This is a genomic window from Qipengyuania polymorpha (assembly GCF_019711435.1).
GTDB lineage: Bacteria > Pseudomonadota > Alphaproteobacteria > Sphingomonadales > Sphingomonadaceae > Qipengyuania > Qipengyuania polymorpha.
In genome coordinates, this window is record NZ_JAIGNK010000004.1 from 106,111 (window position 1) to 131,665 (window position 25,555).

Annotated in this window: 33 protein-coding genes; 13 read left to right on the top strand and 20 right to left on the bottom strand. The window is 63.2% G+C overall.

Translation table 11 applies throughout. The features are described 5' to 3' along the window. Window positions 1–29 precede the first annotated feature (29 nt). The 4 genes from K3152_RS12635 to K3152_RS12650 all read left to right on the top strand — a co-directional run bounded on the left by K3152_RS12635 (window position 30) and on the right by K3152_RS12650 (window position 2,820). Window positions 30–932: a hypothetical protein gene (locus K3152_RS12635; RefSeq protein WP_221574497.1), complete on the top strand. Its 903-nt coding sequence runs from the start codon at window positions 30–32 to the stop codon at window positions 930–932. 70 nt (window positions 933–1,002) lie between these two features. Continuing rightward, on the top strand, window positions 1,003–1,926 hold the full coding sequence (locus tag K3152_RS12640; RefSeq protein WP_221574498.1) for an alpha/beta hydrolase fold domain-containing protein: 924 nt from the start codon (window positions 1,003–1,005) through the stop codon (window positions 1,924–1,926). Beyond that, window positions 1,923–2,351 carry a COG3650 family protein gene (locus K3152_RS12645; protein ID WP_221574499.1) on the top strand — a complete coding sequence of 143 codons (429 nt, stop codon included), beginning with the start codon at window positions 1,923–1,925 and terminating at the stop codon, window positions 2,349–2,351. Before K3152_RS12640 ends, K3152_RS12645 begins: the two co-directional genes overlap by 4 nt. A 16-nt stretch (window positions 2,352–2,367) precedes the next feature. Then, window positions 2,368–2,820, top strand: coding sequence for a DUF3429 domain-containing protein (locus K3152_RS12650; RefSeq protein WP_221574500.1), 453 nt, complete (start codon window positions 2,368–2,370; stop codon window positions 2,818–2,820). Here the strand turns inward: K3152_RS12650 and K3152_RS12655 are convergent. Both K3152_RS12655 and K3152_RS12660 read right to left on the bottom strand, forming a co-directional pair. Beyond that, on the bottom strand, window positions 2,817–3,149 hold the full coding sequence (locus K3152_RS12655) for an Mpo1-like protein (protein ID WP_221574501.1): 333 nt from the start codon (window positions 3,147–3,149) through the stop codon (window positions 2,817–2,819). The two genes, K3152_RS12650 and K3152_RS12655, sit on opposite strands and share 4 nt — an antisense overlap. Before the next feature lie 150 nt (window positions 3,150–3,299). Continuing rightward, window positions 3,300–4,697, bottom strand: a complete 1,398-nt coding sequence (locus K3152_RS12660; protein ID WP_221574502.1) for a S41 family peptidase — start codon at window positions 4,695–4,697, stop codon at window positions 3,300–3,302. Between the two features lie 268 nt (window positions 4,698–4,965). Here K3152_RS12660 and K3152_RS12665 point away from each other — a divergent pair, with 268 nt between their 5' ends. Further along, complete coding sequence (locus K3152_RS12665) at window positions 4,966–5,547, top strand: YbhB/YbcL family Raf kinase inhibitor-like protein (protein WP_247713427.1); 582 nt, start codon at window positions 4,966–4,968, stop codon at window positions 5,545–5,547. A 33-nt stretch (window positions 5,548–5,580) separates the two neighbouring features. After that, window positions 5,581–5,832 carry an SWIB/MDM2 domain-containing protein gene (locus K3152_RS12670; RefSeq protein WP_221574504.1) on the top strand — a complete coding sequence of 84 codons (252 nt, stop codon included), beginning with the start codon at window positions 5,581–5,583 and terminating at the stop codon, window positions 5,830–5,832. A 4-nt stretch (window positions 5,833–5,836) separates the two neighbouring features. Here K3152_RS12670 and K3152_RS12675 read toward each other — a convergent pair whose 3' ends face one another. From K3152_RS12675 to K3152_RS12730, 12 genes are all read right to left on the bottom strand, one after another. Further along, window positions 5,837–6,238 carry a DoxX family protein gene (locus K3152_RS12675; protein ID WP_345719810.1) on the bottom strand — a complete coding sequence of 134 codons (402 nt, stop codon included), beginning with the start codon at window positions 6,236–6,238 and terminating at the stop codon, window positions 5,837–5,839. Further along, window positions 6,235–6,525, bottom strand: coding sequence for a DUF427 domain-containing protein (locus K3152_RS12680; protein WP_221574506.1), 291 nt, complete (start codon window positions 6,523–6,525; stop codon window positions 6,235–6,237). Before K3152_RS12680 ends, K3152_RS12675 begins: the two co-directional genes overlap by 4 nt. Window positions 6,526–6,595: 70 nt before the next feature. Further along, a complete protein-coding gene (locus tag K3152_RS12685) occupies window positions 6,596–7,027 on the bottom strand; it encodes a DUF1810 domain-containing protein (protein WP_221574507.1) in 432 nt (143 codons plus the stop codon). Between the two features lie 34 nt (window positions 7,028–7,061). After that, on the bottom strand, window positions 7,062–7,253 hold the full coding sequence (locus tag K3152_RS12690) for a DUF3008 family protein (protein WP_221574508.1): 192 nt from the start codon (window positions 7,251–7,253) through the stop codon (window positions 7,062–7,064). Then, window positions 7,253–7,486 carry a hypervirulence associated TUDOR domain-containing protein gene (locus tag K3152_RS12695; protein ID WP_221574509.1) on the bottom strand — a complete coding sequence of 78 codons (234 nt, stop codon included), beginning with the start codon at window positions 7,484–7,486 and terminating at the stop codon, window positions 7,253–7,255. Before K3152_RS12695 ends, K3152_RS12690 begins: the two co-directional genes overlap by 1 nt. 25 nt (window positions 7,487–7,511) lie before the next feature. Then, window positions 7,512–7,838, bottom strand: coding sequence for a hypothetical protein (locus K3152_RS12700; RefSeq protein ID WP_221574510.1), 327 nt, complete (start codon window positions 7,836–7,838; stop codon window positions 7,512–7,514). 92 nt (window positions 7,839–7,930) lie between these two features. After that, window positions 7,931–8,755, bottom strand: a complete 825-nt coding sequence (gene dapD / locus K3152_RS12705; protein WP_221574511.1) for a 2,3,4,5-tetrahydropyridine-2,6-dicarboxylate N-succinyltransferase — start codon at window positions 8,753–8,755, stop codon at window positions 7,931–7,933. A 49-nt stretch (window positions 8,756–8,804) separates the two neighbouring features. Further along, window positions 8,805–9,890 (bottom strand): phosphotransferase family protein, encoded by a 1,086-nt coding sequence (locus K3152_RS12710; RefSeq protein WP_247713428.1) that lies wholly within the window; start codon window positions 9,888–9,890, stop codon window positions 8,805–8,807. Continuing rightward, the gene (locus K3152_RS12715; RefSeq protein WP_221574512.1) at window positions 9,890–10,978 is read right to left on the bottom strand and encodes a Zn-dependent alcohol dehydrogenase; all 1,089 of its coding nucleotides are present in this window, start codon (window positions 10,976–10,978) and stop codon (window positions 9,890–9,892) included. The genes K3152_RS12710 and K3152_RS12715 overlap by 1 nt, the downstream gene beginning before the upstream one ends. Then, a complete protein-coding gene (locus K3152_RS12720) occupies window positions 10,978–12,312 on the bottom strand; it encodes an acyl-CoA dehydrogenase family protein (protein WP_221574513.1) in 1,335 nt (444 codons plus the stop codon). The genes K3152_RS12715 and K3152_RS12720 overlap by 1 nt, the downstream gene beginning before the upstream one ends. Before the next feature lie 87 nt (window positions 12,313–12,399). After that, window positions 12,400–13,890: an MFS transporter gene (locus K3152_RS12725; protein ID WP_221574514.1), complete on the bottom strand. Its 1,491-nt coding sequence runs from the start codon at window positions 13,888–13,890 to the stop codon at window positions 12,400–12,402. Further along, a complete protein-coding gene (locus tag K3152_RS12730) occupies window positions 13,890–14,741 on the bottom strand; it encodes an SDR family NAD(P)-dependent oxidoreductase (RefSeq protein ID WP_221574515.1) in 852 nt (283 codons plus the stop codon). The genes K3152_RS12725 and K3152_RS12730 overlap by 1 nt, the downstream gene beginning before the upstream one ends. 169 nt (window positions 14,742–14,910) lie before the next feature. On the opposite strand from K3152_RS12730, the gene K3152_RS12735 reads away from it, so the two are divergent. Genes K3152_RS12735 through K3152_RS12745 form a run of 3 tightly spaced genes read left to right on the top strand, consistent with a single transcriptional unit; the run spans window position 14,911 to window position 18,056 of the window. Further along, the gene (locus tag K3152_RS12735) at window positions 14,911–16,092 is read left to right on the top strand and encodes an acyl-CoA dehydrogenase family protein (RefSeq protein ID WP_221574516.1); all 1,182 of its coding nucleotides are present in this window, start codon (window positions 14,911–14,913) and stop codon (window positions 16,090–16,092) included. Window positions 16,093–16,095: 3 nt separating this feature from the next. Then, entirely contained in the window at window positions 16,096–17,235 is a 1,140-nt protein-coding gene (locus tag K3152_RS12740; protein ID WP_221574517.1) for an acyl-CoA dehydrogenase family protein, read from the top strand. A gap of 14 nt (window positions 17,236–17,249) precedes the next feature. Beyond that, a complete protein-coding gene (locus K3152_RS12745) occupies window positions 17,250–18,056 on the top strand; it encodes an SDR family oxidoreductase (protein ID WP_221574518.1) in 807 nt (268 codons plus the stop codon). 256 nt (window positions 18,057–18,312) lie between these two features. Here K3152_RS12745 and K3152_RS12750 read toward each other — a convergent pair whose 3' ends face one another. The 6 genes from K3152_RS12750 to K3152_RS12775 form a co-directional block, all read right to left on the bottom strand. After that, entirely contained in the window at window positions 18,313–19,746 is a 1,434-nt protein-coding gene (locus K3152_RS12750; RefSeq protein ID WP_221574519.1) for a hypothetical protein, read from the bottom strand. Window positions 19,747–19,847: 101 nt separating this feature from the next. Continuing rightward, entirely contained in the window at window positions 19,848–20,027 is a 180-nt protein-coding gene (locus K3152_RS12755) for a hypothetical protein (RefSeq protein ID WP_221574520.1), read from the bottom strand. Window positions 20,028–20,115: 88 nt separating this feature from the next. Next, window positions 20,116–21,267 (bottom strand): sensor histidine kinase, encoded by a 1,152-nt coding sequence (locus K3152_RS12760; protein WP_221574521.1) that lies wholly within the window; start codon window positions 21,265–21,267, stop codon window positions 20,116–20,118. 163 nt (window positions 21,268–21,430) lie between these two features. Next, entirely contained in the window at window positions 21,431–22,081 is a 651-nt protein-coding gene (gmk, locus tag K3152_RS12765; RefSeq protein ID WP_221574522.1) for a guanylate kinase, read from the bottom strand. Window positions 22,082–22,133: 52 nt separating this feature from the next. Continuing rightward, complete coding sequence (locus K3152_RS12770) at window positions 22,134–22,589, bottom strand: hypothetical protein (RefSeq protein ID WP_221574523.1); 456 nt, start codon at window positions 22,587–22,589, stop codon at window positions 22,134–22,136. Between the two features lie 39 nt (window positions 22,590–22,628). Continuing rightward, on the bottom strand, window positions 22,629–23,129 hold the full coding sequence (locus tag K3152_RS12775; RefSeq protein WP_221574524.1) for an SspB family protein: 501 nt from the start codon (window positions 23,127–23,129) through the stop codon (window positions 22,629–22,631). 115 nt (window positions 23,130–23,244) lie between these two features. Between K3152_RS12775 and hisB the strand changes: the two genes are divergently transcribed. From hisB to K3152_RS12795, 4 genes are all read left to right on the top strand, one after another. Further along, entirely contained in the window at window positions 23,245–23,838 is a 594-nt protein-coding gene (gene hisB, locus K3152_RS12780; protein ID WP_221574525.1) for an imidazoleglycerol-phosphate dehydratase HisB, read from the top strand. A gap of 116 nt (window positions 23,839–23,954) precedes the next feature. Beyond that, window positions 23,955–24,581 (top strand): imidazole glycerol phosphate synthase subunit HisH, encoded by a 627-nt coding sequence (gene hisH, locus K3152_RS12785; protein ID WP_221574526.1) that lies wholly within the window; start codon window positions 23,955–23,957, stop codon window positions 24,579–24,581. Continuing rightward, window positions 24,578–25,306, top strand: a complete 729-nt coding sequence (gene hisA / locus K3152_RS12790; protein WP_221574527.1) for a 1-(5-phosphoribosyl)-5-[(5-phosphoribosylamino)methylideneamino]imidazole-4-carboxamide isomerase — start codon at window positions 24,578–24,580, stop codon at window positions 25,304–25,306. Before hisH ends, hisA begins: the two co-directional genes overlap by 4 nt. Next, window positions 25,303–25,530, top strand: coding sequence for a hypothetical protein (locus K3152_RS12795; protein WP_221574528.1), 228 nt, complete (start codon window positions 25,303–25,305; stop codon window positions 25,528–25,530). The genes hisA and K3152_RS12795 overlap by 4 nt, the downstream gene beginning before the upstream one ends. The last annotated feature ends 25 nt before the right edge of the window (window positions 25,531–25,555 follow it).

The following is a 25,555-nucleotide window of genomic DNA, read 5'->3' on the forward strand; positions in this document are numbered from 1 at the left end:
GCAAATTACGGTTTACGGAACGCGAGACGATGCACGAGTTACAAAAGCAGTTCGCCAGCGAAGAGGGCGAGGCCGCATGGAATGCGGTGATGCACGAGCATTTCCACACCGGCTCGCTGGACGAGGCGCAGGCCTATCTGGTCTCGCAGCTCGAAGCGCTCGGCACCGAACTGGCGACGCGCTGCCTCATCGACGATCCGGACCGCGTCAATATTGCCGGCTGGGACGAATTGTACGAGGCCATCGAACTGCACGAAGGCGACCCCATCACGGGCGTGACGCTGGCCATTGCGAACGAGGCCGATCGCGCCTTCGAGAAGGGGCAGGTGCACCATCCCTACATGATGCTCGGCCTCTATAGCGACGACCATTATACCTTCAGCGGCAAGAGCGGCCACGATCTGCTCGCCGAGGCAAGCTCGGAAGAAGGGCCCGCCTGGGCCGGCTATGACGAGGACATCGAGGTCTTCCTCGAGTGTGAAGGTCTCGACGCCATCAACACCGCGCTGGTGCACCACAAGGAGCGCCACTTCTTCCGCGACGACATGCCCGAGCAGGCGCCTGCCCGTTATGTCGAATATGTGCTGGCCTGCTGGTGGCGTGCGCTGCTGTTCCACCGTGCGGTCGAGAAGATCATTTCGCAAAAGCCCCTGCCGCATCATGTGCCGGTGCTGGCCGGCATGGTCGACATGAAGCCCGACGTTATGGCGGTGCACGGCGAGGTCGAAGGCGCACGCCCGGCTCTGCGCGCCGAGGAGGACGAAGGTCCGCAGATGGCCGAGATGCTGCCGGCTGCAATGATTACCCGCCGCGAGGTCGAGGAGGTGAAGGAGCCCCCTTCCGGTACCGACCTGCGCCGCCGCGTCTCGGAATCGAGCGAAGTGGAAGAGCCGCCCAGGAAGAGCCTGATGGCCCGCATCTTCGGGCGCTGATGTCCCCACTCCCGGCTTGCGCTCCCCGGCGGCTGCGCTAGGCTCCCTGCCGAACAGGGGAGCTTCCGAAATGCCAAGCCTGCGCGCGCGCCTCGTCAACCTCGCCTTGCCGCTGCTCGGGGTAAAGGCTTTCATGTCGCAGCCGGAAAAGATGGATGCGCGTATCGCCAAGTTGCGACGCGCCAAGCCCGTCCGACCGGGCGCGAAATGGTACAAGCGGCTCGATATCGGCGAAACATCGAGCCATGGCTTCCCGGTCTTCACCTTCGCTCCGAAGGGCGGGGCGAAACCGGGTGCGCCCCACCTCCTGTACCTGCACGGCGGGGGCTATGTGATGCCCATCGCCGCGGTCCATTGGGACACTGTCGCCAGATTGTGCGAGCAGTTGGGCGCGTCGGCCACGGTGCCGCTCTACCCTCTCGCGCCCGAAGTCACGGCCGATCAGACCCTGCCCGCAATCCAGTCGCTCTATACCGAGCTGGCCGGGATGCACGGGGCAGGGAACCTGACCGTCATGGGCGACAGCGCCGGAGGCGGGATGGCGCTGGCGCTTACGCAAGCTGTGGCTGCATCGGGCGGGATGCTGCCGGCCAGCCTCGTGCTTTTCTCGCCCTGGCTCGATGCGACTGTCTCGGGCGAGGGGCAGGACGAAATCGAGCCCAAGGACCGGATGCTTTCGCCAAGCGGGCTCGAGGCTTGCGGCACGCGCTATGCCGGGAAGCTGCCGCTGACCGATACCCGCGTGAGCCCGCTGTTCGGCACGCTCGAAAACCTTCCGCCCATGGCCATCTTTGCCGGCACGAGCGACATCCTCGTGGTCGATGCGCGGCGACTGGTCGAAAAATTGCAAGCGCTCGGCGTGAACGACTTCCTCTACCGCGAGTATGAGGACATGTTCCACGACTGGATGCTGTTGCCGGTGCCTGAGGGTAAAAGAGCCCAGGCAGAAACGGTCGACTTCATCCGGTTGCACCATTCACGCGAGGCCGCATGACCAAATTCCTTCCTATCGCCCTGACCGCCTTCTTGCTCGCGGCGTGCCAGTCGGGAGACGGCAGCGCAGGTTCGGGTGCCACGCAGGCCTATTCCGGCATCGCGGAGGATGAAATCATTTACCTGACGGGCACCGAACCTTTCTGGGGCGGTGAAATTGCTGGCGGCAAGGCGCTCTACACGACGCCCGAGAACCAGGACGGCATGCGCTTCGATGTCGAGCGTTTTGCAGGCAACAACGGACTTTCCTTCACCGGAAGCATCGACGGAGCCGGGTTCGACCTGATGGTCACTCCCGGGGATTGCAGTGACGGCATGAGCGATCGGACCTACCCCTTCGTCGCCACGCTGGAGATCGACGGTGAACAGCGCAATGGCTGCGCATGGACCGACAGGCAGGCGTTCAGCGGGCCCGCTCATCCATGATGCGGGGCTCTCGACTATGAACACAGTGCCACGCTGGCCGCGCCTGCTCGGGCTGGCGGGCCTGCTGCCGCAGTTGGGCGCATTGCTGGTAGCGCTCTTAGGGCCTGGTGATGTGCATGAACCGGCCCGCGCCTTGGGGGCGCTCTACGCGGCGCTCATCTTTACTTTTCTGGGCGGCGCTTGGTGGGGCATCGCCGCGGGGGCTCCGGCTGCCGAACGTCGGGGCGGGCTGGCGTGGGCGTGGGTGGCGGCGGTCGTGCCCAGCCTCCTTGCATTCGGGCTGGTCGGTGCTTGGATGCTCGACCGGCTGCAGCTCGAACCGCTGCTCGTGATGCTTGGCGGCGGGCTGCTCATGGCCGTTGCCGTCGATGTGCGGCTCGGCTCGCTTGCGCCGCGCTGGTGGATGCAGTTGCGCGTGCCCCTGTCGCTCATTCTGGGCGCGGCAACGATAGCGCTCGGACTCGCCTAGCCCGCGACCCCGGCGCGCTCCAGTTCCGGCCTGAGCCGCCCCGTCAGCCACAGCCACCACATCCTGAAATCCGCGCCAAGGCTCCACAGCGGATAGGTGAAGGTCGCTGGCCGGTTCTTCTCGACGCCGAAATGCGCGACCCAGGCAAAGAAATAGCCGGCCACGGGCATGGCGGCGAGCAGCAGCCAGCGCCCGGTCAGGGCTGCCGCTACTGCCAGCAGCACGACCAGCGTCGTCCCGACATAATGCAGCGCCCGCGTGCGAGGCTTCGAGTGCTCCCGCAGGTAGAAGGGCCAGAAATCGGCAAATGTTTCGTAACGTTCGGACATGGCACGCATCAAACGCCGCAATCGCGGAAGGGTCAAGGCCGCGCATGGGGTGCCGCAAGCTTGCGCATGCACGCCGCGTCACCCCTTGGAGAGCGTTCTTCCTCTCGCCTGCGACGGCAAGAGGACTTGCCCTCCTGCAGCCGGTTCAGGTCAGTATAGGCCGGGAATGTCGCGCTGCACGGCGCTCGGCATTTCTGGCTGGAGCAGGCGCGGCGAGCCACCTTCGGCCTTCACCGTCCCGTCCTTCGCCGAAGCGCTGATCGGGGTGCAGGTCCTGCCAGCGATGAAGTCGAGCGCGACCGCCACCGACGCCTCGTTGGCATCGCCCAGCTGCGCGGTGAGGTCGTCGCCGGCGCGGCAGGTGTTGGGCATCACGCTGGCAAGGCCGTCGAAATATTCGCCCTGGCCGTTGGCATTGACCGTCTTGAAGGTGACGGCGCGCAGGCGGTCGTCACAGGCCGAGCGGTCGAAGGCGAATTGGCCCACGGGTTTGCCATAAGTGTTCGCGCCGACCAGCGCGATGTTGCTGCCAAGGTAAGGGATCATCGAATTGGTCACCAGCTCGCTGGCCGACGCCGTGCCGCCGCGGCCGATGACCGCGAGCTTCATGGCGCGGATCTGCTGCGGCTGGTCATTGAAGAAGGCGGTCGAATTTTCCGCCGACCTCGACGGGCGCAGGATGGTTTGCGAGTAGATCTGGCCTTCGAGACCTTCCGCCATCAGGTCGCCGAGCAGTTCGGCCACCGAAACCAGTCCGCCGCCATTGTAGCGCAGGTCGAGAATGACATTGGTGATTCCCTGGCTTTGGAACTGCTGGAAAGCGGCGCGCAGCTGGGGCGCGGCATCGGACACGATGAAGGTGCGCAAGTTGACGTAACCGACCTGGCCGCCCGCACCGTCGTCAAGGATTTTGACGCCGTAGCGATCCGATACGGGATCGAGCGAATATTCCGCCTTGGTCACGGTGGCGGTCGTTTCCACACCGGTGCGGCTGCGGAGCGTAAAGCTACGCGTCACGCCGGGGTCGCTCGGGCCGAGCGCCTCGCTGAATGCATCGTCCCCTCCCGCGGCCATGATCGACGCGGTCGACTGGCCATCGACTGAAAGGATTTCGGTCCCACGGTCGAAACCCGCAGGATAGGCCGGGGCATTCTCGAAAGCTTCGGCAACGAAAACCCGGTTCGCCGCCTCGTCATAGGCCAGGCGGATGCCGAAACCCGCGTTAGAGCCATTGTTGATGAGGTCGTTCTCTTCCTCGATCGACGTGATGTAGGTGAAATAGCGGTCCTTGCGCTGTGCGCGCGCATCGGCGACCATTGCGTTGATATACGACTGCACGCTGCCATGCGCCGCCTTGTTGACGCTGGTGTCGAGCAATTCGGGGAAGAGGTACCATTCTTCGAGCACGTCGCGGGCCCAGTCCTGGCGTGCCGACAGCGAACAGGTGCCTACCTGTCCTCCGGCATTCGAACCTGAATCGTCATCTCCCCCGCAAGCGGCGAGCGATGCAGCCATGGCTGCGACGAGTGCGGTGCGACCCAATTTCATATGCGATTTTCCCCGGTTCCGGACGACATCTTCCTGGCGTGTCGACTCGTCTGGAGCTTGGCCAATTAACTGCCCGTGAGCAAGCAACATGTCCTTTGATGCCTTCGAGACGGCCTCCGAGAGGCGAATCCGGTGGAAAACCACGCCGAACCGAGGGGAAAATCGTGCAAATACGCCTTGGCGCCATGGCTTTTTGCCAAATCCTGCGCCTAGGCTTGCCCCTCCAAGGCGCTCCTTGTGCGCCAAGGCGATGAAATGGAGTTTGATTTTGAGTACCGGAACACCCGCTTGGGTTCAGCAGGCAATCGGCGGCGAGGCAAAGGCCCCGCTCACCATCGGCCAGGTCGCCGAAGAGAAGCTGCTCGGCAAATCCGGTTTCGCGCTGTCGAGCGATGCCTTCCGCGATGGCGGGGAAATGGACCCCAGCTTCACCGCTGTCGAGGAAGACGCCGTTGCTCCGCCGCTCGAATGGACCGCGCCCCCGCCGGGCTCGCAGGAACTGGTGCTGGTGGTCGAGGATGCCGATGACGGCAAGGTCCACTGGCTCGTTTGGGGCCTGAAGGCCCAGAAGGGCGCGCTGTTCGAGGGCGAGGCTCCGCCGCGCACGGGCAAGAACGCGCTCGGCAATTCGGAATGGCTGCTGCCCGACCCCCCGCTGGGCGTGGAGCACCGCTATGTTTTCCAGCTCTTCGCAGTCGACCTGCCGCTCACGCTGATGCCGGGCGCGGGGTACGAAGAGCTGCTTAGGAATATCAAGGGACACGTCACAGCCGCCGCGGTCCTCACTGCCCGTTTCGAAGGGCATGAGGTCGAGGAGCTGGACGCGGCAGACTTCGACATCGAAGACTGATCAATAAAAGAAGCCAACTGAAAGGATACTGACATGGCTGGCAAGAACAACGCACTGCAGAAGCCGGTGAACCTGTCGCCGCAACTGGAAAACGTGGTCGGCAAGGGCCCCATGACCCGCGCGCAGGTCACCAAGAAGGTGTGGGATCACATCAAGGCGAACGACCTTCAGGATTCGAAGGATAAGCGCATGATCAATCCCGACGACAAGCTGGGTGCAGTGATCGGCAAGGAGCAGATCTCCATGTTCAAGATGACGGGTGCCGTTTCGAAGCACATGTCCTAAGTTCCTAGGAGCGGCGGCGCCACGGCCAGTCCGTGACGCCGCCGACCCACAGGGCCAGCCAGACGAACACGGGCTGCGCAAGCATGCGCGGCAGGTGATAGGCAAGCCCCAGACCTTTGTCCTCGCGCGCCATATCGATAGCGAAATGGTTGATGTTGGCGGGGAAGACGCAAATTGCGTATAGCGCCAGGCCGATAGCGCCGGCCTTCCTCAGATTGAGCGACCACGGCTGGGCCAGTGATGCTGCGCCCAGTAGCTCGGCTATGCCCGTCCACCAGACGACAGCCGCGGGGAAGGGTACCCAGTCAGGCATGATGGCAAGGAACGGGGCGGGACTGGCAAGGTGCATGGTGCCTGCCAGTGCATAGAATGCCGCGAGCAGCCAGCGCAGGCCGTTGCGTCTCACTCTTCGGTGACTTCCACGCCGTTCCAGAATGCGATGCGGTCCTTGATTTGCGCGGCCTCGGGCTTCGGGGCGGGGTAATACCATGCCGCATCGGGATTGATGGCTCCGCCAGCATTCACCGAGTGATACTGCGCCGTCCCCTTCGACGGACAAACGCTGGTCCTTTCGCTCGGCACCAGTGCACTGCGCGCCACATCGCCAGCGGGGAAATAGTGGTTGCCCTCGACCACCACCGTATCTTCACTGCGGGCGATTTCCTCGCCATTCCATCGCGCCACGACTGTCATCGACTTCCTATCCTTAGTGTTGGCTGCGCCAAGGCACGGCTGTTGCATGTCCTGTCGTTGCCCGTTCCCGCTAAATGCGCTCCAGCGTCAGCGGACAGCGTTCTCCGTCGTAGAATGCCTCGAGGGCATCGGAAAAGACCTGCGCATCCTCGTCACGGCAGGCGCGCTCGAAGAGCGTCATCGAGCTCCTGAACTTCATCGCATCGACAGTGCCGAGAATGTCTTCCGCGCTCATCGTGCCGGCCCATTCGAGCATGGCCTCGGTCGCCTCGAACAGGCGTGGCCCCAGTTCCTCATGTCGGCAATAGGCAGCGGCTTCGTCGAGATCGGCCAGCGCGTATTTCTTCGCCTTGGCGCTTCTACCCAGTCCTTCGAGTTGCGGGAAAACGAACCACATCCAGTGGCTTTTCTTTGCACCCTCGCCAATTTCCTCGAGCGCCTGCTCGTAGGTGCCGCCATCCTGCGCCTTGACGAAGTGGTCGAATGGTTCGCTTTGCGCCATTACCTCAGCGGATAGTGACCCGCGTGTCGATCCATCAGTCGGCGCCCGATGTTTCGGGAAGGTCGGAACGATCGGTCGAGGCTATGTCCTCGAGTTCGTCCTCGCTCATGCTGTCGTACATGTCCTTGGAAGCGCCCTCTAGGTCTTCGACCTTGGTCTCTCCGCGCTTTGCGGAAAGGGCGGCCCCGGCAGCTTGCTGCTGCGCCTTGCTCGAGGCTTTTGGCATCAGCCCTTGTCCCAGGCCGACAGTTCACTTCCCCGTTTGAGGACCTCGTCCCCATCTTCCTGCTTGATGAGGTAGGCGGGGTTGTCCTCGTCACCGTCCCTGGTGACTTCACTGCCCTGCAGCGTGCGGGTCACTTCGCGCTCGAACCGCTCCTTCACCTGGCCATGGCCTTCGCCATTGCCCCAGTTCCATTTGACGTACTGGTCCGTCTGGAAGCTGTTGGAATTGCTCATACGACCTCTCCTGCTGTCCGCGCGCTCAGTTCTCGATGACCTCGATACCGTCTTCGGTGGTCGTCTCGTCTTCCGGCGTTGCCGTCTCGTCGTCGCCGAGGTCCGTCTTGCTGGGGACGCCGACAATGCTGTCGGTATTATCGCCCTCTTCCTCCATCGACTGGATTTCTCCGCTGACGGTGGCTTCTTCCTCGACATCACCTTGCATCATCGCAGGGATGATCCAGACGATCGACATCAGCAACACGGCAAGCACCAGCCCGCCGAGCAGGATCCAGCGCACCACGCCCTCTTTCGAGCCGCCGCTGGCTTCGGTTTCGGAGACGTGAATTTCGTCGCCTTCTTTGTGCACGTCAGATTACTCCCTGTTATCGCGATCCCGCGGGTTTCAGGCAGTTCTACGGTCAGGCGTGGCGAATGTTCCCCCGGTTCAGGGGCGCGGCGCTAGTCGCGGAGCAGGTCGTTGATCCCGGTCTTCTCGCGGGTCTGCGCATCGACCGTCTTCACGATGACTGCGCAGGCGAGGCCGGGGCCGCCATCCTTGCCGGGCAGCGTGCCGGGCACGACCACCGAGAAGGGCGGGAGGTGGCCGCGGATGACTTCGCCCGTGTCGCGATAGACGATCTTGGTCGACTGGGTGATGAAGACGCCCATCGAAACGACGCAGCCTTCGCCGACGATGACGCCTTCGACAATTTCCGAGCGCGCGCCGATGAAGCAATTGTCGCCGATGATGGTCGGGTTGGCCTGCATGGGTTCGAGCACGCCGCCGATGCCTGCACCTGCCGAGATATGGCAGTTCTCGCCAATCTGCGCGCAGGAGCCGATGCTGGCCCAGGTGTCGACCATGGTGCCCTTGCCCACATAGGCGCCGATGTTGACGAAGCTTGGCATGAGAACGCAGCCGGGTGCGATATAGGCACCTTCGCGGGCAATTGCTCCGGGAACGACGCGGAAGCCAGCCTCGCGGAAGCGCGCATCGTCCCATCCGGCAAACTTGCTCGGCACCTTGTCGAAGGCGGGGTGGCCTGCGCTGCCGCCTTCCATCACGCGGTTGTCGTTGAGGCGGAAGGAGAGCAGTACGGCCTTCTTGAGCCACTGGTTGACGGTCCAGCCACCCTTGCCGTCGGGCTCGGCCACACGGCCCGTGCCGCTGTCGAGCATTCCCAGTGCCGCATTCACCGCCTCGCGCACGTCGCTCGATTGCGGCGTGACGTTTGCGCGGTCTTCCCACGCGGCTTCGATGCGGTTTTCGAGGTCGGCGCTCATGCTAAATCTCCGTTGGTGTGCGGAAGAGCGCGTTAGCAGCGTGGGCGCGCTAGTCCATCCCTGCGGCGAGCGCGAATTCATAGGCCCGGTCCACCAGCGGCCCGACCCGCTCGCTCATCGCCTTGGCGTGGGCGCTGGATGCGGTGCCGTCGATGACGCGCTTCTTGATGCCCTGCATGATGCCCGCGAGCCGGAAGAGGTTGTAGGCGAAGTACCAGTCCATCGGCGGCACGGGATAACCGGTGCGCGCGACATAGCGGTCCACCGCTTCCTGCTGCGACGGAATGCCAAGCGCTTCCAGATCGAGGCCGAGCACGCCTGCACGTCCGTCGGCCGGGTTGTGCCAGTTGAGCATGAGGTAGCTGAAGTCGGCAATCGGGTCGCCCAGCGTCGACAGTTCCCAGTCGAGCACGGCGAGGACCTTATTCTCGTTTTGCTCGAAGATGAGATTGTCGAGCCGGTAATCGCCGTGCACCACGCTGCTCTCGTGCTGCGGCGGGATGGTTTGCGGCAGCCATTCGATGAGCCGCTCCATCTTCTCCATATGCTCGGTTTCGGAGAGCTTGTACTGCTTCGACCAGCGGGCGATCTGGCGCGCGCAATAGTCGGTCGGTTTGCCATAATCGCCAAGGCCGATTTCGTCGGGCTTGCGCAGGTGGAGGTCGGCCATGGTGTCGATCATGGCGTTGTAGATTTCGCGGCGCTCTTCAGGCGTGTTGTTGGGCAGCGCGCCGTTCCACAGGCTGCGTCCGTCGGCGAGGCCCATGACGAAGAACTTGCTGCCGATGACTTCCGGGTCCTCGCAGAGGCCATAGGTTTTCGGCACCGGGAAACCGGTCGGCCCCAGCGCGTGCATGGCCTTGTATTCGCGGTCGACAGCATGGGCGCTCGGCAGCAGCTTGCCGAAGGGCTGGCGGCGCAGTACGTAAGAGCGACCCGGCGTATCGATCCGGTAAGTCGGGTTCGACTGGCCGCCCTTGAACTTCGAATAGGAAATCGGGCCTTCGAAGCCGTCGACATTGGCCTCGAACCATGTGGTCAGCGCACCCAGGTCCATCTGGTCGCGCTCGGGCACTTCGATGGTGCCGACCATTTCCTTGTCGAAATCGATCTCGGGCATGCCGGTCTCTGTCATCAGTCGAACACCACCACGCTGCGGGCGGACGTGCCCTGTTTCATCTTCTCGAAGCCCTCGTTGATTTTTTCCAGCGGGATGCGCTCGGCGATGATCGTGTCGAGGTCCAAGAGGCCGCGCATGTAGAAGTCGACGAGGCGGGGAAGGTCGACCGGGAAGTGGTTCATGCCCATGATGGCGCCCTGCAGTTTCTTGCCCGAAAGCAGGTCCATCGCGCCGAGGCCGACCTTGCAGTCCAGCGGCATCATGCCGAGAATGGTCGCCGTGCCGCCGCGGCGCAGGATTTTTACCGCGAGGTCGGCGCTGGCCTGACGGCCGACCGCCTCGATCGCATGGTGCACACCGCCGCCGCTGATTTTGATCACTTGCTCGACCGCATCGTCGGCCATGGCATCGACCGTGTGAGTCGCGCCGAGCGTCTCGGCGAGCGCGCGCTTTTCGGGGATGGGGTCGATGGCGATGACTTTGCCCGCGCCGGTAATTTTCGCCGCATTGATGGCGGCAAGACCGACCCCGCCGCAACCGACCACGGCCACAGCCTCGCCCGGCACGACCGAACAGGCGTTGAATATCGCACCCGCACCCGTCGTCACCGCACAGCCGATCACGGCGGCCCGGTCGAGCGGCATGTCCTTGTCGATGGCGACGCAGGCATGCTCGTGGATGAGCATTTGTTCGCAGAAGGCCGACAGGTTGAGCATTTGCGCGACCGGCGCGCTGCCGTCGGCGCGCATGATGCGCGGCGCGGCGGTCTGGTCGCGGCGGGTGTCCGCCCCCATGCACAAGGCCATGCGGCCGGTGACGCAGAACTCGCAGTGGCCGCAGAAAGCCGAGAGGCAGGAGACCACGTGGTCGCCCGGCTTCACCGTTTTCACTTCGCTGCCGACCGCGCGGACCACGCCCGCCGCCTCATGGCCGGGAATGGCGGGGAGGGGGTGCGGATAAGCACCGTCGATAAAGTGCAGGTCCGAATGGCACAACCCGCACGCCTTGGTGTCGATCAGGACCTCGTGCGGGCCGGGTTCGGCAAGTTCGACCTCGCCGATGGTCAGCCCGCCGACCTGCTCAAGGATTGCTGCCTTCGCCATCAGCGCGTCGCCCCCATGTCGCCCGAGCTGAGGTTCGAGCTGCCGTCGGTCGGTGCCTTGCCGTCGCGCAGCGCGTTGGCGGTGGGCCCTTCCTCGGGCATGTGCTTGGCGAATTCCATGCGCGCGATCGAGCGGGCGTGGACCTCGTCGGGGCCGTCGGCAAGGCGCAAGGTTCGCTGGTGCGCGTAGGCATTTGCGAGGCCGTAATCATCCGACACGCCGCCACCGCCATGCGCCTGGATGGCATCGTCGATGATCTTGAGCGCCATGTTGGGCGCCTGCACCTTGATCATGGCGATTTCCTGCTTGGCGGCCTTGTTGCCGACCTTGTCCATCATGTCGGCGGCCTTGAGGCAGAGCAGGCGGGTCATGTCGATGTCGATACGGGCGCGCGCCACGCGCTCTTCCCAGACCGAATGCTTGTAGATGGGCTTGCCGAAGGCTTCGCGCTCCTGCAGTCGCTTGCACATCTTGTGGAGCGCCTCTTCGGCAACGCCGATGGTGCGCATGCAGTGGTGGATGCGGCCCGGGCCGAGGCGGCCCTGCGCAATCTCGAACCCGCGGCCTTCGCCAAGCAGCATATTGGTGACGGGGACGCGTACGTCCTTGAGCTCGACTTCCATATGCCCGTGCGGCGCATCGTCATATCCGAAGACGGGGAGGTGACGCAGCACGTTCACACCCGGCGCATCCATCGGCATCAAAATCATCGACTGCTGCGCATGGCGGCCGGCCGAGAAATCGGTCTTGCCCATGACGATGGCGACCTTGCAGCGCGGGTCACCCACGCCCGACGACCACCACTTACGGCCATTGATGACATATTCGTCGCCGTCGCGCTCGATGCGCGTCTCGATATTGGTCGCGTCCGAGCTCGCAGTGAAGGGCTCGGTCATGAGGAAGGCGGAACGGATTTCGCCGTTCATCAGCGGGGTGAGCCACTTTTCCTTCTGTTCGCGCGTGCCGTAGCGATGGAAGACCTCCATATTGCCGGTATCGGGCGCGGAGCAGTTGAAGACTTCCGAGGCGAAACCGATGCGGCCCATTTCCTCGGCGCAGAGCGCATATTCGAGATTGGTCAGGCCCGGGCCTTCGAAGTCATAGGTCTCGTCGACATGGTGGTGGCCGTCATTGCGCGGCGGCATGAAGAGGTTCCAGATGCCTTCGGCCTTGGCCTTGGCCTTGAGGTCCTCGACCACCTGGATGACCTTCCAGCGATCGCCTTCCGCGTCCTGCGCCTTGTAGGTCGGAACGGCGGGACGGATATGGTCCTCGATGAAGTTCTTGACCCGGTCGCGCCAGTAGGCTTGCCGTTCGGTGGGTTCGAAATCCATCGTGTATTTCCTCTCTCAAATATCCGTTTCGGCTTGAAACTGGCATAGGTTAACGGCCCGCGCCAAGCGATTTCTGGCGAGCGGTGGTCAGGGCACGATGGTGCCCGCGTCGACATCCCCCCGTGCCGCAGCGTCAATCGCATCTCGCCTTCTTTTCGTCAGCGTAACCAGCCGCGCCTCGTGCTCTTCGCGGCTGATCGGGAAACGTCCGAGCCAGAAGGCTGCGAGCACGGCGAGGACGATCGCGGCAATGGCGTAGTAGAGGATCATGTCGGAGAGCACGGCCTGCTCCACCGCTCCGGCTCGCGCTCCATCGGGAAGCCGGGCGGCACCCACGATCTGCCCGGTCAGGAAGATGCCGACACCCGTCGCGCATTTCTGGATCAGCCAGTTGCCCGAATAGAAGGCGCCCTCGGCACGGCGGTGGGTGCGCTCTTCGAAGGCCTCGACGATTTCGGCGATCATCGAGGTGGCCGAAATCATCATCACCACGCCGAACATGTTGGCTAAGAGCAAGGTGGCGAGAAAGGCGAAGGTCGATGCGCTCGAGCCAGCCTCCGGCCAGAGGCCGGTGAGGAGGAGCACGTAGGGCGTGAGGCCGAGGATGACGCTGCAATAGGCGCCGATGGCCGCGCTCCTTGCCTTGCCATACGCGCGGTGCATCTGCCCGACGACGAAGAACATCAGCACGACGGACAGGAACAGGGTGAGCGCGTAACCCAGCAATCCGGTGAACCATACCGGCCCGCCATCGATAAGCGGCTGGTCGAGCTGCCACACGAAGACGTTGAGGTAGTTGGAGATGGAAAAGGCCATCCCCTGGTTGACGTAGGCGGCCAGCGCACCGGCCGCGAAGAAGAGGAAGCTGCGTTCGGAAAAGGCGTCGAAGATCTCGTCGAACGCGCCTCTGAGGCTGAACGGCTCCGGGCGTTTTTCAGGCCATTGCGCCACAAGCCGGTGCTGCCCAAGTGCCGATCCGGCCACCGAGAGGACCATCAGAACCGCACCGAAAATGCCGAAGCCCAGATATCCCTCCTGCTCGAGCAGGCCGTCGGGGCCGGACATGAAGACCGTGTAGGCGAGCACCATCATCACGATGCCGCCGAGCCATCCGGACAGGAAACGATAGCGGAACAGCGTGGTGCGGTCGTCGTAATCCTGCGTGATTTCCGGCACGAGGCTGATCGAGGGGACCTCGCAGGCCGAGAGCAACACACGCACGCCGACCGCAATGGCCACGAGGCCCCAGAAACCGGGAGCCTCCCCGCCCGGCGGATGCCACAGGAGTACCCACATGATCGCCAGCGGTATCGGCGCGAGATAGAGCCATGGCAGGCGGCGGCCCCATCGCGTGTATGTCCGGTCGGACAAATTGCCGATAATCGGGTCCACGACCGCATCGACCAGCAGGGCAATCAGCAGCGCGAGGCTGACCAGCCGCGCGTCCATGCCGAGCACCTGGTTGTAGAAAATCAGCAGGAAGAAACTGAAGCCGAGGTCCTTCACCCCGAACGCCACCGCCCCGAACCCGTGAACAACTTTCAGCCGCTGGGGCAGGGGGCCTTCGATATATGCCATCAGGCGGGGCTTTGCCCTTGATTTTGCATCGCTTCAAGGGCGTCGAAAATCCCTGGGGCCTCGGGGTCCCACGAATGGCGCGGCCCGATGGTGAGCCCGCCGTCGACCAGCATCGAGGTGCCGGTCATGAAGCTGGCCGCATCGCTGGCGAGGAAGGCCACTGCTTCGGCGATGTCGCGCGGCTGGCCGCCGCGCATCACCGGCTGGGCGTTGGACGACATCTGCGCAATGACCGCTTTCGCCGTCCTCGCCATGTCGTCTTCCATCCCCATCGAGGAGGTGAAGATATTGGTGTTGATGAAACCGGGCTGGACCGCGTTCACCCTGATGCCGTGCTGCGCAAGGTCGGTCGCTGCGCATTTGGTGAGGTGGAGGACACCCGCCTTCGCCACTGCATAGGCGGTCGGCGAATAGCCCGGCCCCACCGCCGCCACGCTCGACACATTGACGATATTCGCGCCCTTGCGACCCTTCATGTGCGGCACGGCATAGCGGATGCCGAAAGCGACCGAGCGCAGCAGCAGGTCCATCGTACGGTCCCACTCGTCGGGCTCGATTTCGTCGATCCCTGGACGCGCGCCGCCAGCGCCGGCATTGTTGAAGACGACATCGATGCCGCCGGTCTCTTGCGCCGCGCCGTCCATCAGCTTGCGGATGTCCTCGGTCGAACTCACGTCGCAGTGGCGGTAGCGGACGTCTCCGTCCGTTTCCTGCTCCAGCGCCTTGCCGCCCTCATCGTCGATATCGGAGGCGAAGACGATGGCGCCCTCGCTGGCGAACAGCCGCGTTGCCTCGGCGCCGATGCCCGATGCCGCGCCGGTTATCACCACGGTCTTGCCGTCAAATCGCATCGGTCTCTCTCCCGGAAATCCTCGCTTTCAAGCTTAGGCGCACTGGGTGCTTCGTCAATGCAAACCGCCTGACGCTACGGCATGGCGCTTCGCCGTCATCGCCCTTGCGAAGGCCTCGCGAATCACCCTAACGTAAACGTCAACCGAGGAGACCTGAGAGGAGTCGGTCATGTCCGATCTGGAAAGCTTCCGCGCCGAAACGCGCGAATGGCTCGAAGCCAATTGCCCCCCCGAAATGCGCAAGCCCGTCCGTGACGAGGCCGATGTCTACTGGGGCGGCCGCAACGCGACGTTCAAGAACGACGCGCAGAAGGCGTGGTTCGAAGCAGCCCGCGACAAGGGCTTTACGGTACCCGAATGGCCCAAGGAATATGGCGGTGCCGGCCTCTCGCCCGCCGAGGGCAAGGTGCTGCGCCAGGAAATGGCTCGCATCGGCGCGCGCCCGCCGCTTTCCAGCTTCGGCATCTGGATGCTCGGCCCGGCGCTGCTGCACTTCGGGACCGAAGGGCAGAAGAAACGCTTCCTTAGCGAGATTGCAGCGGGCGAAATCCGCTGGTGCCAGGGCTATTCGGAGCCGGGTTCGGGTTCGGACCTCGTTTCGATGCAGACCTTCGGCGAAGACAAGGGGGACCACTGGGTGGTCAACGGCCAGAAAATCTGGACCTCCTACGCCGATGAAGCCGACTGGATTTTCTGCCTCGTCCGCACCGACAAGCAGAACAAGTACCAGGGCATCACCTTCATGCTGTTCGACATGGCGGGCAGCGGTGTCTCGACCAAGCCCATCAAGCTGATTTCGGGCAACAGCCCGTTCTGCGAAACCTTCTTCGACGATGTGAAGGTGCCCAAGTCCTATGGCGAGGATTGCCCCGGCTATGTCGGCGAAATCAACCGCGGCTGGGACGTTGCCAAGTACTTGCTCGGCCACGAACGCGAGATGATTTCGGGCGCTGGCGGCGGCGACCGCACGGCAGCTATCGGCGCGGCGATGAAGCGCAATGCGGGCGAACTCGACCCTGTGCTGCGCGCTGAACTCGCGCAATTCGATGTCGACGCGCTGGCCTATTCGGCGATGGGCGAGAAATTCCTCGACGAACTCAAGGTCGGCAAGGCGCATCCCGCGCAGCCGAACATGATGAAATACGCCGGGACCGAACTGAACAAGCGTCGCCACGAGCTGATGATGGCCGCGGGCGGAAGCCGCGCCCTCGAATGGGAGAGCGAGGAAACCGGCGGCGGCAAGGGTGCGCGAAATTGGCTGCGCACCAAGGCCAACTCCATCGAGGGCGGCACGAGCGAAGTCATGCTCAACGTCATCTCGAAGCGTATCCTCGACCTGCCGGGAGCCTGATCGATGCCCCTTTATTACGACGACGACCAGGCGATGCTCGCCGAGACAGCACAGCAATTCATGGCCGAGGAAGGCGCAATTGCGAAACAGCTGCGCCACTGGCGCGACCGCGATTGCAAGGACGGCTTCGGCCATGGCCTCTGGAAGCAGTTTGCCGAGATGGGCTTCACCGGCATGCTGGTGGGCGAAGATGATGGCGGGCTCGGCATGGGTAATGTCGAGGCAGGGATCGTGCTCGAGAATATCGGGCGCAATTTGACCCCGTCGCCTTTCCTGTCCTCCTCCGTGCTTGCCGCGACTGCATTGAAACACGGCAGCGACGATGTGCGCGGGCGCTGGCTGCCGGGCCTTATCGAGGGCGAGAAGGTCTACACCGTCGCCATCGACGAAGGCGCTAAGCACCGCCCCGAAACCATCGCCTGCAAGGCGGAGAAGTCGGGTAATGGCTTCAAGCTGTCGGGCAAGAAGGACTATGTGGTCTACGGCGCCTCGTCCGAGATGATTGTCGTCGCCGCCCGCACTTCGGGTGACGATAGCGACAGCGACGGCATCACCCTCTTCGCCGTGCCGCAGGATGCCGACGGCATGAGCCACGACAGCGTGCGCCTCGTCGACAGTTCGATGGCGAGCCATGTCACATTCGACGGTGTCGAACTCGACGGCGATGCCGTCATCGGCGAGGTCGACGGCGGCCGCGAGGTGCTCAACGCCATGCTGATGGCGGGCCGCGTGGGTGCTGCTGCCGAGGGTGTCGGCGTTGCGCAGGGCGCGATGGACATGACCATCGACTACCTCAAGCAGAGGAAACAGTTCGGCAAGCTCATCGGCGAATTCCAGGCGCTGCAGCACCGCGCCGCGCACCTCTATTCCGAAGTCGAGATTGCCCGGGCGGTCACCATCAAGGCGGCCCAGCTGCTCGACGGCGGCAGCGAGAAGGCCGACCTCATGGCCTCGGTCGCCAAGGCCAAGGTCGCCAAGGCGGCGGGCCTCGCGGTCAAGGAAGGCGTGCAGATGCACGGCGGCATCGGCATGACCGATGAATACGACATCGGCCTCTACATGAAACGCGACCGCGCGCTGCAGGAATTCCTCGGCGACCAGTATTACCACGCGGGCCGCGTCGCCGAGATGAGCGGTTACTAAACGGGAGAGATGAAATGAACCTCGAAGACATGTTCAGCCTCAATGGGCGCATCGCTCTCGTCACTGGCGGCAGCCGCGGCATCGGCCGCATGATCGTGGAGGGCTTTCTCGCTGCCGGCGCAGAGCGGGTCTACATCACCGCGCGCAAGGGCGGCGAACTGCACGAGACCGCCGGGGAACTGGGCGAGAAGGTCGTCCCGATCCAGGGCGACATCTCGACCATGGAGGGCATCGACGAACTGGTGGTCGAGATTTCCGCCAAGGAGGACCGGCTCGACATCCTCGTCAACAACGCGGGCGCGGCATGGGGGGCGGACTATCTCGACTTCCCCGAAGAGGGCTGGGACAAGGTCATGGACCTCAACGTCAAGACGCCCTTCTTCCTGACCCAGAAACTGCACGCGCTGCTGACCGCCAATGCCAGCCAGGACAAGCCCGGCAAGGTCATCAACATCGCCAGCATCGACGGCCTGCGCATCAACCCTTGGGAGACCTATTCCTACCAGGCCTCCAAGGCTGCGCTCATCCATTTGACGCGCCGCATGGCCGCGCGGCTGGTGAAGGACCACGTCTATGTCACCGGCATCGCACCGGGCGCCTTCCCGTCGAACATGAACAAGGTCGCCCGCGATCATGCCGAGGCGAGCGCGGCGGGCATTCCCAACAAGCGCGTGGGCGACAAGTTCGACATGGGCGGAAGCTGCGTCTACCTCGCCAGCCGCGCAGGCGACTACACGGTGGGCGAGACCATCGCGGTCGACGGCGGCATCGTGAACGCGCATTTGCCGACCCACTTCGCGGACCCCGCCGGCGGAAGATAATTTCCTACGCTTGCGCCTGCTGCAAGTTGACGATGTACATACGTCGGCGCCTCGCCAAAGAGGTTGCCCTAGAAACGCGAAAGCCCCGCTGGATGGCGGGGCTTTTTGCATGGACTGCTTGAGCTACGATTTGAAAGAGCGGGCGAAGGTTATGGGTCGATTCCGGAGTAGGAAAGCGAAATGTCCGACATTGGGTGGGAAGCGGACTGGCGGGTTTTCCGCCGCTCTCGGCTGGGATGCGCCCTGCCAATGAGGGCTAAAAATGGGAATTCTCCGCTCGGCCGGTATAAATGTAATGTTGATGCCCAAGGACAAACCATCTTTCACTTCTTTTCATTTTCACAACTGTGTCTCGGCCATCGTAACTGTTCGTTTGTGCTGGTATTCCCAAGATCCGGTGCCTCATTCCCCACGGGCGTTCAGAAACGGCCACTCCTGCGTCCCGGAGCACCGGCGGAGTTCCGCTACCACTACGATAGAGAAATCCCCATTTGCGATAGACAAGTACGCCGGGAATGGACTTCGACCCATCCAAGTGTCCTTCTATGATATCGAGCGTACGGGTTTGCGCCGCGCGCTCGGCGCAGGCTCGCCATTGCATTGCCCTCAACCTGTAATCCGGTCTCTTGTAGTCTGGCACGTAGGGGCCATCCTCGGAGATCGTAACGCCCGAATTGATCGCTCCGCCGTCCTGCGAATTGAATGGCAGATCGCTCATCCGCGGAACGCCAACCATCAGATCATTGATATATCGATGGGGGCAGTCTGCATAAACGAAGTCAGGATCGCCAACCCATCGCCCCATAATAAGGTAAGCTGTTGGCCAGATTGATATTTCTTCGGTATCAAAGTCCGGGTCCGGCTCAGGCTTGTTCCGATCGTCCGCGAATAGATACTCTGTGCGCATCGCATACTCGAGGTGTTTCGCCCTCCACTCCTCGACACTGTCGATCTCCGTGATCGTGTAGGCGGCATAGCGGGGGCCTTTACCGTGATACTTCCCGTCGCGATGATACCCTCTGAAGCGCTCTTCCATAGAAACCCTCTCAGCCCTCTCTGGGTCCACCCACGGGTTGGGCGAGAACGGTTCGAAAGGCGGCGCAGACAAGATTTCGCGCACGTTCTTTGGAATGCGCCCAACCTTCCACAGCGTAAGCGTGCCCTTGGCATTTCTGAACCGAGCCTGGGGATGCTGGTAATAGTCACGCGAAATGTAGGATTCCATGCGCTCCGGATCACGCGAACGCTCCGACCAGATGACCAGCGGCATGACATCGAATGATCCGATTTCATCCCAACCACGCGTCTCCTTTGAGTTGCCATTGACTGTGACGAAGGCCCGGTTGCGCCGGCACATGTCAGGCAAACGCACCACCACTCGGCTACCATCTGCAAGATCGACACCGGCGGTCTTGGGATAGGCCTCGGTTACAGCGGAATTTGGCGATTGCCCGAGGAAGCCGCCGGAAATGAGCACTGTGGTACAGGTCACCATCTGATCGACCACCACCCGCTGCGTGCCATAATCAGCCTGGAACTGGACGCGGTACCACATCGCCTTGGGACCGGACGCCGCCTCTACCGCATTGTCCAGCCAGTCGTCACCGAACACCCCGCAGCCAGCGGTCAGCCCTGCAAGGCACAGCGCTGCGAGGCGCAGCATAAAGCTGGAAAGTATTTGCGACCCCATGGCGCCCCGTCGAATACCTTAAAAGCCTACAATGTCACCGCTTTTTGTGAACAGTAAGTTACCGGCCGGATGCGGCGCGCCTGATGACCAGTATCGGGTCGTTAGCAGTCATCCCACTCTAAGCCATCAACTCCCGCACAAACGCTATCAGTCCCGTCCGCATCAAGCACCTCGCGCACTTTCGCAAAACACGCATGCACGTCGTCGTTGATGACCACATAGCCGCTCTCCGCCCAGTGGCTGATTTTGCCGCGAACGCGTTCCATGCGGCTGTCGATCACATCCGCCGGATCCTGCGCGTGGCTTTCGGGGCGCTGGCGCAGTTCGGCGAGGCTCGCAGGGCGATAGCACCGTCCCGCGCGGGCCGTCTCAGTCTGGATTGAGGCCGAAGGACTGGTCGAGGATGCGTGCGGCCATGCGATCGGAATCGCCGCCCTGCTCACCTGCGACAATCGCCTCAAGCGGGGCGTGGAGCCGGTAGGTCATATTCCGCTCCGTAAATTCGCGGACCGCCTGGCCCCGCAGCATGGTCGGGATCACCCGCGTGAGCAGCTTGGTGCCGAACCCTTCGGAAGGCGGTTCGCTCTCGGGGAATACCCTGTCGTCGCCATATTCGCGCCAGACCAGCTCGAACTGGTCCTCACTCGTGGTCCAGTTGACCTCGACGAAGGTCTGGTCGCTGGCCGACAGGCTGTATTTCTGGGCGTTGGTCGCCAGTTCGTGCAAGGCGAGACTGATCTGCTGTGCCGCTTCGGGGTTCACGGTCAGTTCGGGGCCGGCATAGGAAAAACGATCGCCGTAAATCTCTTCCAGCGGTTTTAGGCCCGCGTCGATAACGCGGCCGAGATCGATCGAGCTTTCGTTCTCGCGCTCGATCGACTTGGTGGCGTTGGCCAGCGCCCGCACGCGGCCAAGGAAAATCTGCATGAAGTCGCCGAGGCTGTCCATGCCGCGCGCGGTCTGGGTCGCCAGCGAAGTGACCACGGACAGCAAATTGCCGCTGCGATGGACGGCCTCGCGCGTCTGGATGGCCAGCGTGGTGTTCGCAGCCTTGAGTTCGGCCGTGCGTTCCTCGATCTGCCGTTCGAGGGAAGCAAGCGTCTCTTCGTGCGCGGCAATCTCATCACGCAGGCGCGAGTTGACCTTTTCCATCGAGGCCGGTGACGGGAACTTGATGAGCGCGGGGGCAAGCTTGAGCAGTACGAGCGCAGTGGCGACCGAGACCAGTCCGGTTGCCAGCTTGAGCCAGCCGACGATGGGATAAATGGGATACCACAGTGTCACGATTCCGAAGAGGTGCGTAAGCCCGCACAGCATGATGAACGAGCCGAAGAGCGCGACCAGGCCCGCGTGCGGAATGTCCTCGCGCTTGCTCAGCACCGTGAACAGGGCGAAGGGAATGGCGGTGTAGGCGAGGAAGATGAGCGCGTCCGAACCCGCCCAGAGAATGAGGAGCCAGGGCTCCCAGAGCAGGCACATGCCGTGGGGCATGTAGTCGCCATGTTCGATGATGTGTTCCAACTTCCGCTTCCTCGATAGCTAGCCCGAAAAGGGCCCGGGGCGGTCACGTGAGCGCCAGACCGTGAGTGGCGTTAAATCCTGCAAAAGCAGGAGGATAGATACACGCATGCCGCCGTGCAAGAATAGCTTGCTGCTGTCCGGGCGGCAATAAGTCCCCGTGCGCCTAACTCATCAGCTGGCGCACGAAGGGGATGAGCCCCGTCTGGCGCTGGCGTTTCATGCGCTCGGCGTCGAGGATTTCGCGGACCTTGGCGAAGCATTCGCCCGCGTCCTCGTTGATGACGACATAATCGTAGGCGTCCCAGTGGCTGATCTCGCTGCGGGCGCGCTCCATACGGGCGGCGATCACCTCGTCGCTGTCGGTGCCGCGGCCGCGCAGCCGGTTTTCCAGCTCGGCGATGCTGGGCGGGAGGATGAACACGCGGACCACGTCCTGCTGGTCCTTCTGGTAGAGCTGCTGCGTGCCCTGCCAGTCGATATCGAAGAGGAAATCTTGGCCTTCCTTCAGTGCATTACGGATGCGGCCCTTGGGCGTGCCGTAGCGGTGGCCGAAGACATGCGCCCATTCGTAGAAATCATCCTCCTCGACCATGCGATCGAACTCGGCATCGTCGACGAAGTAATAATGCACGCCGTCCTTTTCGCCCGGGCGCGGTGGGCGGGTGGTGACGCTGACCGAGAGCTTTATCGCCGGGTCCGCATCCAGCAGCATGCGGCTGATGGTGGTCTTGCCCGCCCCGCTGGGCGAGGAAAGGATGAACATCAACCCGCGGCGGGCGAGGGCGTCGTCTTGTGTCTCGGTGGAATCGGCCATGCGCGCTAGTGGCGCATCGGGCGGTCTGGAATCAACCCCGCGCGGGGCCTTTTCAGACCGCTGTCTCGCCCTTCGACTGCTTGCGCAGCGCTTTCTCGCCGGTGCGGCGGGCCCTGCGGCGCGAGTTGCTGCGGTCGAAAATCGTCTTGGCGAGCAGTCCGCCGCCGACGAGCAGGGCGCCGGGTACGGACTTGGTGGCGAACTTGGTCACACCATAAGCCGCCAGCGTTTGCACCAGCGAGCGGTTCTCGACCACGTCTTTCGCAAACTTGCTGCCGTATTGGCGGCCGAGCAATGCCTTCTCCAGCGTCTGGCGGGTCAGGCGGCCGGCGCTGCGCAGGATGATGTCGTGGATGATGAGGTTGGTGGACGGGTTGGGGCTGGGGCCGGGAATGGCGTTTTCGCCGCGCGCATCTTTCTTCATGCCCGCAATTTCGTCGCTCACCGTGTCGGTGAGGTGATTGGGCGCTTCCGCGTTCGAAAGCCCTACCTTCTTGGAAAGTCCCATGCCTGCCCCATTGCTGTGGCGGGGCAGTGGGCCCCGCGCTTAATTCTTGCGGCCGAAATCGACCGTGACGACGTTGGAGCCGTCTTCCGCTCCTTCAACGGGCGCAGGCTCGCCCTGTTCCTCGTCATTGCCTGCCTCGTCGGTCGGGGCAGGGGCCATGTCGGCGACGGTGGCCTGAAACTGCAGCCCGAAATCGACCGCCGGGTCCACGAATTGCGTGATGGCGGCGTAGGGAATGTCGAGTTCGGCGGGTATCTGGTTGAACGACAGGCCAACCGAGAACCCGTCTTCGCGCACGTTCAAATCCCAGAACTTGTTCTGGAGCACGATGGTCATCTCGTCGGGGAAGCGCTCGCGCAAGTGGACGGGGATGGAGACCCCCGGCGCATGCGTCTTGAAGGTGATGTAGAAGTGATGCGCGCCGGGCAGTTCGCTGCCGCCCTGTTCGATTTCGCCCAGCACCCGGCCGACCACGGCGCGCAGGGCTTCCTGCACGATGGTGTCGTAGGGGATAAGGCTGTCAGGCGTAGCTTCACTCATGCCCTTATAATTGGAACTGCGGGCGCGCCGGGTCAAGCGGTTTAAGGTGCCCTTTACCCTGTCCAAAGCCGCAATTTCTTGCGCGCTGCGCCTGCACCCCTATAGGCTGCCTCCCATGCGTACAGGCCGTATCGAAAGAAACACCGCGGAAACCAAAATCCTGGTCGAGGTCAATCTCGACGGGACAGGGAAATATGATGTCCACACGGGCATCGGTTTCCTCGACCATATGGTGGAGCAGGTTGCCAAGCATGGCCTCATCGATATCACGATGAAGGTCGATGGCGATTTGCATGTCGACCAGCATCATACGACCGAGGACAGCGCGCTCGCGCTGGGGCAGGCGCTCTCGCAGGCGCTCGGCGACAAGGCGGGTATCGCGCGCTACGGCAGCGCCTATTCGCCGATGGACGAGACCCTGGCGCGCGTCGCGCTCGATATTTCCGGCCGGCCCTATTTCGTGTGGCGCGCTGGATTCAGCCAGGAAAAGCTGGGCGAATGGGACACCGAGCTTATCGAACACTGGTTCCACTCGGTCGCGCAGACCTGCGGGCTGACGCTGCATGTCGAGCTGCTTTACGGCACCAACAACCACCACATTTGCGAGGCCATCTACAAGGGCTTCGCGCGCGCCTTGCGCGCGGCAGTCGAAATCGACCCGCGAAAGGGCGGCGCCATTCCGAGCACGAAGGGGCAGCTTGGTGGATAAAAACGCAATCACGGCTGCTCCGCAGCCGCAAGGCCGACCGGCCGCCCGCAGCGACGCGATCTTCGATCGCATGAGCGAGGAGGTCGCGCGCCCGGAGGGGCGTGCGGAAAAAAGGAATGGCTGAGGTAATCGCGCTCGTAGACTACGGCGCGGGCAATCTGCACTCGGTCGAAAACGCGCTGAAGCGGGTGGGGGCGAAGGTCACCGTCACCGCCGACCCCGATGTGCTGCGCGCCGCCGACCGTATCGTGCTGCCCGGTGTCGGCAGCTTCGGAGCCTGCGCGGCGGGCCTGCGCGCGGAAAAGGGCGTCATCGAGGCCATGCGCGAGCGGGTCTTCGTGGGCGGCGCGCCTTTCCTCGGTATTTGCGTCGGCATGCAATTGCTCGCCACTCGCGGGCTCGAATATGGCGAGACGCCGGGGCTGGGCTGGATTGACGGCGAGGTGCGGCTCATCAAGCCGACCGATATTTCGGTGAAGGTCCCGCACATGGGCTGGAACGATGTCGCGCTCACCCCGCATGCCAAGGGGCACGATATCATCGAGCCGGGCGAGGCTTACTTCCTCCATTCCTATCACTTCCACGCGAATAGCGGGAAGGACGTGCTCGCCATGACCGACCATGGCGGCGGGCTGGTGGCTGCCGTGGGCCGCGACAATATTCTGGGCGTGCAGTTCCATCCCGAAAAGAGCCAGAGCTATGGCCTCAATTTGTTAAGCCGCTTTCTGGAGTGGAAACCGTGATTGTCTTTCCCGCCATCGATTTGAAAGCCGGACAGGTGGTGCGCCTAGCCGAGGGCGATATGGACCGCGCCACCGTTTATGGCGACAACCCCGCCGCACAGGCGACGCTGTTTGCCGAGGCAGGCGCAGGGCATCTCCACGTGGTCGACCTCGACGGGAGTTTCGCAGGCTCGGCGCAGAACCGCGAGGCGGTCGAGCAAATCGTCGCGGCCTTCCCGGGCCATGTCCAGCTGGGCGGCGGCATCCGCAAACGCGAGGATGTCGAGGGCTGGTTCGACGCAGGCGTGTCGCGCATCGTGATGGGCTCGGCGGCTCTGAAGGACCCGGAATTCGTGCGTGAAATGGCGCGCGAATTCGAGAACGGCATTGTCGTCGCGGTGGACGCGAAGGACGGCATGGTCGCGACCGAGGGCTGGGCGGAAGTCTCCGACGTCCCCGTGGTCGACCTCGCCCGCCGGTTCGAGGATGCAGGCGTCGCCGCGCTGCTCTTCACCGACATCGGACGCGACGGCTTGCTCAAGGGCGTGAACCTCGACGCGACGGTGGAGCTTGCCCGGCAAGTCGACATCCCCGTCATCGCCAGCGGCGGGGTGAAGGGACTGGACGACATCCACGTCCTCTCGCTCCACGCGAAGGACGGCATCGAAGGCGTGATTACGGGCCGCGCGCTTTACGACGGGCGGCTGGACCTTGCCGCCGCTCTCGCGATGGCGGCGCGGGCGTGAGCCTTTACGCGATTTTCTACCTCATCGTCCTCGGGGCGATGACCTTGTGGCAGGGCAGGACGGTCTATCGCATCGTTTCGACCGGATACGCCTGGCGGAGCGAAGATGTGTTCTCACGCAGCGAGAACCCCCGGGCATGGCTCGGCGCGCTCGTTTTCGAAGCAACGCTTTTGGTGCTCGCCATCGGTTTTTTCGTATACGTCGTTATCGGACAGATTTCATGATCGCCCCTGACCGAACCTCCTACAG